The sequence below is a fragment of the Streptomyces sp. ISL-96 genome, assembly GCF_018614035.1.
Classification (GTDB): domain Bacteria; phylum Actinomycetota; class Actinomycetes; order Streptomycetales; family Streptomycetaceae; genus Streptomyces.
On sequence record NZ_JAGGPA010000003.1, the window covers coordinates 134,083 to 143,327 of the forward strand.

The 9,245-nt window shown below is 64.3% G+C and carries 5 protein-coding genes and 1 pseudogene; 1 reads left to right on the top strand and 5 read right to left on the bottom strand.

Annotated elements, in window-relative coordinates; all coding sequences use genetic code 11:
* Window positions 1-459: 459 nt before the first annotated feature.
* The gene (locus tag J7E96_RS02790; RefSeq protein WP_374196632.1) at window positions 460-594 is read left to right on the top strand and encodes a hypothetical protein; all 135 of its coding nucleotides are present in this window, start codon (window positions 460-462) and stop codon (window positions 592-594) included.
* Between the two features lie 278 nt (window positions 595-872).
* Here the strand turns inward: J7E96_RS02790 and J7E96_RS02795 are convergent, their stop codons facing one another.
* From J7E96_RS02795 to J7E96_RS02815, 5 genes and pseudogenes are all read right to left on the bottom strand, one after another.
* A complete protein-coding gene (locus tag J7E96_RS02795) occupies window positions 873-1,037 on the bottom strand; it encodes a hypothetical protein (protein WP_215127055.1) in 165 nt (54 codons plus the stop codon).
* A gap of 400 nt (window positions 1,038-1,437) precedes the next feature.
* Window positions 1,438-2,255, bottom strand: a protein-coding gene (locus J7E96_RS02800; RefSeq protein WP_215127057.1) for an IS5 family transposase whose coding sequence is annotated in 2 segments (ribosomal slippage) — window positions 1,438-1,899 and window positions 1,902-2,255 — 816 coding nt in all. Because the reading frame shifts where the segments join, the coding sequence is not laid out codon by codon here.
* A gap of 47 nt (window positions 2,256-2,302) precedes the next feature.
* A complete protein-coding gene (locus J7E96_RS38070) occupies window positions 2,303-2,668 on the bottom strand; it encodes a hypothetical protein (RefSeq protein ID WP_215127086.1) in 366 nt (121 codons plus the stop codon).
* Window positions 2,669-2,851: 183 nt separating this feature from the next.
* A complete protein-coding gene (locus tag J7E96_RS02810) occupies window positions 2,852-3,499 on the bottom strand; it encodes a hypothetical protein (RefSeq protein ID WP_215127059.1) in 648 nt (215 codons plus the stop codon).
* Between the two features lie 859 nt (window positions 3,500-4,358).
* Window positions 4,359-9,245 (bottom strand): annotated as a pseudogene (locus J7E96_RS02815) (RHS repeat-associated core domain-containing protein); the annotation flags it as partial.

The window sequence follows — 9,245 nt, forward strand, 5'->3', positions numbered from 1 at the left end:
TTAGCCGTCGGCCTGCGAGACTCAACGGAGTTGATCGTCGGCGTGCCCCTGAGAAGAAATGGGCCCTGTTCCCTGTCGTGACCGACGGGGAACAGGGCCCACTCACTCAACTGCTGTCACCTGTCACGGCGATAGCCCTTGGCCATCGCGGCACTGTAACGACCGCAACGGAGGCGGCTGACGGGCTTCATCGCTCCGCGGCTCGCATTCCGGCGCGAGGTCGTCTATCGGCCGCCCGCGGCATGGCGGCCGATAGACGACAAGCTGCTCTAGAGGTGCTGCTCGTAGAAGGGCCGGTCAGTGGCGAAACTGCGAGACCATACGGTCATGTTCTCCCCTCTCAGCTAGGACAACATCCAGTCATTGAATGTCATCGCGTACTCGTGATAGGTGCCCTCGTCCGACTCGTAGACCCCGACGGCCCATTCATCGGAGCCGACCGGAGGCACCCGGAAGAACATGCGGACGCTCATCTATGACGACGCCGACTCCGTCTTCTGGGGCGACAACGCCGACCGCGGCCGCAACTGGACCGGCCGTCTCCTCGAATTCGTCCGCTCCGAGCTGCGCGCGCGGCGGGCCGGGATCAGGTAACCGGGCTGGATTTGGTCATCGCCGTGCCCGTATGAGGAGGGCGGCAAGTTCGCACGCGGCCTTGTAGGCGACGGCGAGTTGTCGGCTACAAGGCCAGCGGCGCCGCAATTTTGGGCGGTTGATGCACCGATCGACGCCCATTCGCCTTCTTCTCATCCGGCGGGGACCTCACGCCGTGATGACGGTCCGACCTCAAACCGATAGGGACCGCCTCCCGGGGGTCCAGGAGGCGGCCCAGTTTTGCTGTGACCGCCAGGCGAACGGCGGTCTCGGCTCGATCAGGTCAGATGAAGCTTGAGCTGTTCGTTGTGGTCCGTATGGTCCACAACGACTCCGGTGATCGCATCGCCCACCTCGGGCCAGATCACCACCGAATCATCGTCGCCGCCATGGTGCATCCCGGCCACATCGGCGAAAGCACCGCCCCGGCCGGACACCTTCAATCGAAATGAAGATGCCGAAGGGAGCGACACGATAAACGGCGCCCGTCACCTTTGCGCCGAAAGGGAATTTCTCCTTGACGGCGACCCATTCGTCATGCGTCATTTGTGCACAATCTTTCGTACGAATTCAGCTGACCGAAAGCGCCGTGCGGGATCGGCATTTTCATTTCGGGACCATCCTCGTACTGTCTCTCATAGCCCTTGAAGTAGCGATTGTACTCGTCCTCGGGGATTCGGATTTCGATTACACCGTCCCCGTAGTACCTCGCATACTTTTCCTCCACCAGGCTGCGACTCCTCGCGAAGTACGCCAGTCCCGGCTCCTTGTCCGAGGAAGGGAAGTCGGCCGCGTGATACCCGGAGTTGTACTGCTTTTGTCGGTGTAGGTTTAGAGGATGTCTCACGTGGTGAGTTTTGCGAGCTTCTTGTAGCAGGCCAGGGTGGCTGCGAGGCCGAGGAATGCGAGGAAGTGGCTGCCCTTTCGCTCGTATCGCACAGTGAGCCGGCGGTAGCCGAACAGCCAGGCGATCGACCGCTCGATCTTCCGGCGGTGGCGGCCGAGCCGTTCGCCGGACTCGATGCCCGGACGCGCGATCCGCGCGACCAGACCCCGGGTGCGGAGCCATGCGAGGTGATCGGCGGAGTAGTACGCCTTGTCTGCGCGGATCTTGACCGGCCGCCTTCGGCGTGGTCCGCGCCTCGAGCGGATGGCGGGTATACCAAGGATCAGCGGCTTGAACGCCTGGCTGTCGTGGACGTTCGCGCCGGAGACCGCGAGGGCCAGCGGGATGCCCTGGGCCTCGGACAGGACGTGTAACTTGCTGCCGTTCTTGCCGCGATCGACCGGATTCGGCCCGGTCAGTGGGACCCCCTTTTTGCGCGGACGGAGGCCGCGTCGGTGATCGCCGAGGTCCAGTCCAACTCACCCCGGGCACCGAGTTCATCCAGGACCGCCCGGTGCAGCCGACGCCACAGTCCGGACTCGGTCCACACCGTGAACCGGCGGTGCGCTATTGCCGGGGAGACCCCGAACGTCGGCGGAAGATGCCGCCAGGCGCAACCGCTGGTCAGTACGTACACCACCGCCGTGAACACCGCCCGCTCGTCCACCGGAGTCGTACCGCCAACCTGTGGACGGGACTTGAACCTCGGCAGCAGCGGTGCCGCCAACTCCCACAACCCGTCCGGCACCAGCCGACGGGACAGATCAACAGCCACAGTGCGGCATCATGCCGCATCAGCGACTCGCCACGTGAGACATGCTCTTACTCGGTCACCTTAGGAGGGGTGTCGGTCGCGGACTTGCCGACCTGCACCGACTTGACCAACTCGCGCAGGCCGTAAGTGTAGTTCGAGTACTGGTCGGGGTGGGTAACGGAGTCCAGTCGGCCGTTCACATCGTACGTGTACGACGTCGCCTTCTTCTCCTGGCCGGCCAGCGCCTCGGTAACCTTCTGGACCTGGTTGAGGCCGTCGTAGGTCATCGTGTACGCGTCGATCCTGGCGCCATTGGAGGTGTCGTCGATCGACGTGGTGTTGCCGTTGGCGTCGTAGGCGTAGGCGAACGACTTGGGGTCGGTGCCTGATGAACGGCTCGGCCCGGCCAGCGTCGCTTTTGCCCTCTGCCTTATAACAGTTCACGGTTTCGGGCTCCGTCCGAGCAGAACCGGAGCGCCGAGGCGAGGTGCCAACCGGCCACGGAGTGGGCATGGCCGTGGCCACGCCAAGACGATCTGGCGTGGCCACGACGTTTTCGCTGACCCCTTGGCTCCGCAAACCTGACCGGCGGCCCAGAGGGGCGAAGCCACACCCGGCTACATGCCTGCACTCCGGTTGGCCGCATAGCCGCGCGCCCACGCGATGAATTCGTCCGCCACCGGATAGTCGAGCTCAACCCGCTGAAGCAGCGGTTCCAGCTCGGCCGGTGACAGCCGGTCCACCTTCAGGAGCACCTCGGCCCAGCCCGGCGGCCGCCGACGGCGGATCCATGGTGAGGGCGCTCGGACCTCCGCGAAGAGTTGCTCCCGGTCCAGCAACCGGCGCATTTCCGGAATCGTCTCCTCACGTAGCATCCGGACCATCGCACGAGCGCAGTCATTCGGATCGATCCGCGGACCGTACGCCCAGTAGCCGCGGGACGGCATGTCCGCCCCGGGCTCGTACGCGACCTCTGCCGGCGGGATCAGCTCCCACTGGACCATGGGCGCGGACGCGGTCGGCAGCCAGTGTTGCGCGATCTCCCAGCCATCCCGGTGCACCCAGGCCCGCTGCGGGCCCGGAACAATGGAGACCCTGACGAAGAACACCTCCATCGACCGGTCAATGAGGTGTGGATGGAACTCCAGCACCGCGCAATCGCCGTGCTCACCGGTCAGCCGGAGCACATTCCCTTTCTTCGTCAGCCCTTCCGCCTTGGCCACCGGCGTGATGTGCCGCCGAAGCCATGCACTCTGCGAAATCATCGCTCTCCCTCCGCGCTCACCGACGCAGTCATGCTGCCAGTTGGAACATGGCCGCAGTGACCCCAACCGTGATAGCCGTTCCTGTGGCCACACTGCCACCTGCCGCTACCGCGGGGATGGCGACCAGGGCCACGGGCACCAGCAGCGGCCAATGGCTCACACCCTCCGTGGACAATGGGACGTTTCCAAGGCCGGGCTGGTGCGCGATCCCCGGGTAGGCGCCAGGACCGGGGCCCGGGCTCGGCGACGGTACCGGCTGCGGTTGCTGCTGCTGGACCGCGGTGGTCGGGCTGGACGACAGCGTGGTGTTGTTGTTGCTCCGCTTTCCCCTTCCGTAGATGACGGCTCCCGGCGCGGGACCGTTCACCTGATCGCCTGTGGTAGGGACGTTGTAGGGGCCGCCAATGGTCCATCCGAGGACGGCTTTCTCACCGCTGGCCTTCAGCCGGTCTACGTACCACTGCGCCTCGGGTACGGCCTTGGACGCCTCACCCGCGGACTTGACCTCCCAGACGAAGTAGACGTCGCTCGACTTGTCGTGGCCGACGATGTCGGCGAATCCATTGCCGCAGGGAGGTGTGGCGCGGCCGTACAGGCAGTCCTTGCTCCCCCCGGGGATGGACATACCCTGCACGACCTCGAAGTCGGCTCCGCGCGAGGCCGCCTGCTCCTTGATCTTCCCTGCGGCAACATTCTGCGCCTGATTGTGAGGGAATGTTCGGTCCATCGGATGACGGCCAGCCGCACTCTGTGCACGCTGGGCGGCCGAGATCATCTGCTGGATTCCGGCCTCGAGCTGGGCGATCATGTCTTCGAAGAACCCGCCGCCACTGCTGGTGTTGCCGCCACCGTCGTCGATCCTGTGGCCGTCGAGCTCGATGAAGCTGGTTGGGTTGCCACCGGTGAAGGCGTACCGGTTGCCGGTCAGGGGATCCGTGCCGAGGTTCATGTCGGCGAGGGCGCCGTTGTACATGTCCCGGGTGGTGAAGCGGTTCAGCCCCGGGTTGTAGTCACGGAAGCCCATGTCGTACGTGCCTGAATTGGCGTCCCAGCGCTTGGAGTTGAAGCGGTAGGCGTTGTACGGCTCCTTTGCCGGGTCTGCGGTGCCGGGCTTGTCTATGCCGGTGAACTCGGACTTGTCGTCGGAGCCGTAGGCGGTGTAACCGTACGTCGCCTTGGCGTCACCGTCCTTGGTGGTGACGTCCTCGACGTCGGTGTGGCCGTTGTAGCCGTAGTAGCCGTCCTCGCTGGTCCCGTCGGTGTTCTTCGTGACCTGGGAGAGGCGCTCGCCCCACGGGCTGTACTGGTACGACTTGCTGAGCTTGCCTGCGACCTCTTCGCCCAGAACCTGGTCCGACAGTCCCAGATAGGTGAAGTCGGTCGTCTTGCCGTCCGCGGTCTTGCTCGCGGTCCGGTCCAGCGGATCGAAGGTGTACGTCGTCGTCTTCAGCCCCCCTGTGCTGTCCGCCTTGCTGGACTGCACGACGTGGTCGAAGCCGTCGTACACGCTTCGCTCGATCACCTTTCCGCCCGAGGTGACCGACTCCTGACGGCCGAACGGGTCGTAGTTGTAGTTGAAGGACGTGCCGTCATTGGTGGACGACAGCAGCTTGTTGCGGTCGTAGCTGAAGGTGGCCGGGACACCCTTGACCTTCTGGCTGATGACGTTGGCGTTGTCGTCGTGGACGTAGGTCTCGGTGCCCGCCCCGTTACCGGTCTTGACCGCCTTGGCGAGGCGGTTGGCCGGGTCGTAGGTGTAGTCGGTAGTGGAGTCGAGGTACGCCGAGTGGTTGTCGGCGTTCATCTTTTTCGCCACGTCCTGCGCCTTGTTGCCATTCGTGTCATAGGCGTAGCTGTGTGACGCGACCAGCGTCCCGTTGGCCTTTTTCTCCGCCGTGCTCTTCAGCGCGCCGTTGAGGTAGTAGGAGTAGTCGACGGTGTTGCTGTTCGCCTTGGTCTCCTGCAGCTTCCGTCCGTTGGCGGTGTAGGTGTAGCTGCTGACCTTCGGATTCGGATCTGTCGCGTGTCCCCGACCGAGACGCTCTTTACCTGCTCCCGGGGGTCGTACGTGTACTTTGAAAACTGATCGGGATGCGTGACGGTCTCGAACTGGCCGTTGACGTCGTAGATGTAGGAGGAGGACTTCTTCTCCTGGCCGGCCAGCGCCTCGGTGACCTTCTGGACCTGGTTGAGCCCGGTATAGGTCATCGTGTAGGCGTCGATCTTGGCACCGGACGAGGTGTCGTCGATCGAGGTCAGGTTGCCGTTGACGTCATAGGCGTAGGCGTAGGACTTCTTCTCGGTGTCCGTCTCCCCGCTGGTGTCCCGCACCAGCTTGACGCTGTCGGCGACGACCGCGCCCGCGCTGTTCTGGGACAACTTCAGCGTTGCGTCATTGCCCTGCTTGAAGCTGTACGAGCCGAGCGAAACCCAGTTGCCGGTGCCGGTGTTCTGGTCAAGCGTGGTGTCCTTCGGGCCCGTGGAGTCGGTGACCGTGTATTTTGCCGCGGTCGCCACCCCCGTCACCTTCGGGAACTTCACATACGCGGTGTACGTGCCGTCCTTCGGGATGTTGAGGGTCCAGGTGAAGGCGTCTGCGCCGGTGCCGGCGGCGTGGACCCGGTGGTCGTAGCCCTGCTGACCGACGAGGCTGCCCGTCGTCCAGGTGCCCGTGGAACCGGCGTTCTGTGTGTCGGTGTTGTCGACCAGAACCACGCTCTTGCCCACCGGCACACCGTCGTCAGACTTCGACCTCAGCTTGCCATCAGGGAAGTAGTCCCAGGTCATGGTGCGGTCGGAGGAACCGCCGGCCGAGGTCAGGGTCCGCTTGGTCTGCTGGCCCAGCTGGTTGTACTCATAGCCGGTGACGATCTCCCACGGGTCCGTCGAAGACTTCGTCCAGCCGTTGTCGAAGTAACTGAGCGTGGTGTCGTTACGGACCGTCTGGCCCTCCGACGGCGGCGCGGACACTCTGGAGACACGGCCGAGCGCGTCGTACGTGGTCTGCGTGTAGACATCCGCCTTGTTGTAGCGCGGATCCGCCGGATCGTACGGCTGGTATTGCTTGACCGGCCGGTTCAGCTGGTCGTATTCAGTGCGGGCGGCGAAGTCGTCGGTGCTCAAAGTTTCTACACCGCGCGGGCTGATCACCTTGGTGGCGTTGCCGACCTGGTCGTACTCGAACTTGGTCGTCCGGTAGGTGATCGTGCCGGCGCCTGAGTAAGGCACCTTGACCTCGGTCTGCTTGCCTCGTTCGTCGTACTTGATCAGCGAGGTATTGTTTTCCGCATCCGTCGACTCGACGACGAGGGAGTCCTTGTCGTACTTTCGCGACGAGAACTTGCCGATCGCGTCAGTGACCTGCACGACCCGGTGATTCAGGTCGTAGGTGGTCTTGCCGGCATAGTCGTCCGGGTCCGAGGTGGCGTTCTTCTTCGGCGAGACGGACTTGACCGTGTTGCCGACGTCGTCGTACTCGTACGAGATTTTGTCGCCGTTCGTGTTGACCACGGACAGGAGCTGGTAGATCTCGTTGTAGCTGTTGGTGGTGGTGTACGAACCCGCCACCGCACCCGCCACGTTGCCCTTTGGCTCCGTGGTGGCCTTTAGGTTGCCGACCTTGTCGTACGTGTAGGTCGCCTTCCGGGTTTCCTGAGTGCTGGTGTCCTTCGGCACGGTCGACGAGGTGACCTGGTCCGCCGCGTCGTAGACACCCGTCGCGACCGCCCCGTTCGGGGAGGTCGACTGCGTGACGTTGTCGTTGGCGTCGTAGACCGGCGCAGGGGTGGTGATCAGAACGCCCGTGTCCTGGTCCTGCGGCACGGAGCCAGCCAGCCTGCGCCCGAACACGTCGTATGCCTGAGTGGTCTTCTTGCCCAGTGCATCGGTCACTTCGGTGACCCGGCCGACGGAGTCGTAGGCGAACAGTGTCGCCTTGCCGAGCGGGTCGGTGATCGTCGCCGGGTAACCGTCCGGCCTGAAACCGCTGTTCACCGTCGCGTTGCCGTTGGCGTCCGTTACCTTGGTCAACTGACCGTAGGCGTCGTACACGTAGCTCACGGTGTAGTCGTCGGCCGTGGTAGTGGCGACACCCTTGGGGTCGGTGACCGACTTCAGGTTCCCGAAGGTGTCGTACCCGAACTGGTGGGTGCGGCCTTCAGGAGACGTCTTGCGGAAGATGTCGGTGGAGTAGCCGTTCAGACGGGTCTGGTACTCGTACCTCGCCGCATTGGCCGGGTACGTGCCAGGCGCGCAGTCCGAGGACGGCGGTACGCCCGCCTTGTTGTTCTCGGCGTCGCGCTCCCAGAGCGGGTATCCGGTCTTCTGGTCGTAGCAGTAGGCGGTCTTGGCGCCGTTGTTCTCTTCGAGGTACGTGACGTTGTTGTCCGCATCCCACGCCAGCTTGCCGTACTGCCCCTTGGCGTTGGTGGTCTGGACGGCGCGGCCGAAGTCGTCCGTCACGTATGCCGTGGTGCGTGTCTCGGCGTCGGTGACCTTGGTGTCGGTGAACTTGGTGTTGGTAGCGTTCGGGGCGTACGTGAAGCCCGTGGTGCCCTTCAGACGGTCAGTGATCGTCTGCGTCCACCAGTGGTACTTCGGGTCGTCGCCCTCCTTGGGGTAGTAGTACGCCAGGTCGGTCGCGTTGCCCCGGGGGTCGGTGGCCTTGACCAGCTTGACGTTCTTCTTTCCCTGGACGGCGTCGTAGGTGAACTTGAACACCTTGGGCTGAGCCGAGCCGTCACCGTCGGTGAACTGCCCGAGCAAGCCCTCGCCGGTGTAGTAGAAGGAGATCTTGCGGCCTGAGATGTCCGTCATGGACTTCACATGGTCGATGATCTTGGAGTTGTTCAGGTTCGTGCCGGAGACCTTGGCGCCGGTGGCGTCAAGGTACTCGTAGGTCGCGTCGCCCTTGTTGTAGTAGTCGAGCGTCAGCGTCTGTCGACCGGCCGGGTCGGTGACGTACTTCAGGAACTTGACCGGCTTGCCGCCCGCCTTGCGCTCCTCGTAGGTGAACGACTGCGTGTTGCCGTTCTTGTCGATCACCGACGTGAGGTAGCCGTCGCAGCCGAACAGGAACCGGGTGCCGTCGGGACGAGTCATCGTCCAGGCGTCCGGGATCGGGTCCTTCGCCGGGGTGCAGTCCAGGTTCAGCTTCGGGGTGAGCTTGTAGTGCACACCCGCCGGGGCCTTCCAGCTGCCGTCCGGCTCCTTGCGGAAGACGTGCGTCGTACCATCGCCGTCCGGGAGCCTGACCTCGGTGGGGCTGGGCTTCGGGTGCAGTTCCAGCGGCGCGCCCATCCGGATGGGCCCGGCTGCCTGCCCCGACCAGCCCGCGCCGAGCACCGTGTCCGAGGTGTCCAGCGAGTTGCAGGAGAGGCGGGCGAAGGTGTTCAGGCCGCGGCCGGGGTTGGTGAACACGTTGTAGGACCAGACGCTGTTGCCGGACGCGGTGTTGTTCATCACCGTCGAGCCGGCGCCGGTGTTCTTGCCCGCGTACGAGTAGAACTTCTCCAGGCCCAGCTGGTTGGAGGTTGGGTCCTCCACCGCCACGTTCTGCTTGAGCGAGGGTATGCCGCCGGTGCCGGCCGACAGCCAGCTGCCGTCCGCGATCTTGCGTACGTCCCAGCCCAACACGTAGTCGTTGCGCTTGTTGCCCGAGTCGGAGTTGATCGGGGTCTTGACCTGCGCCTTGATCGTCGCGGACTGGCCGGGCGCGAGGGTCGGAATCGCCGTCGAGACCTGGTTG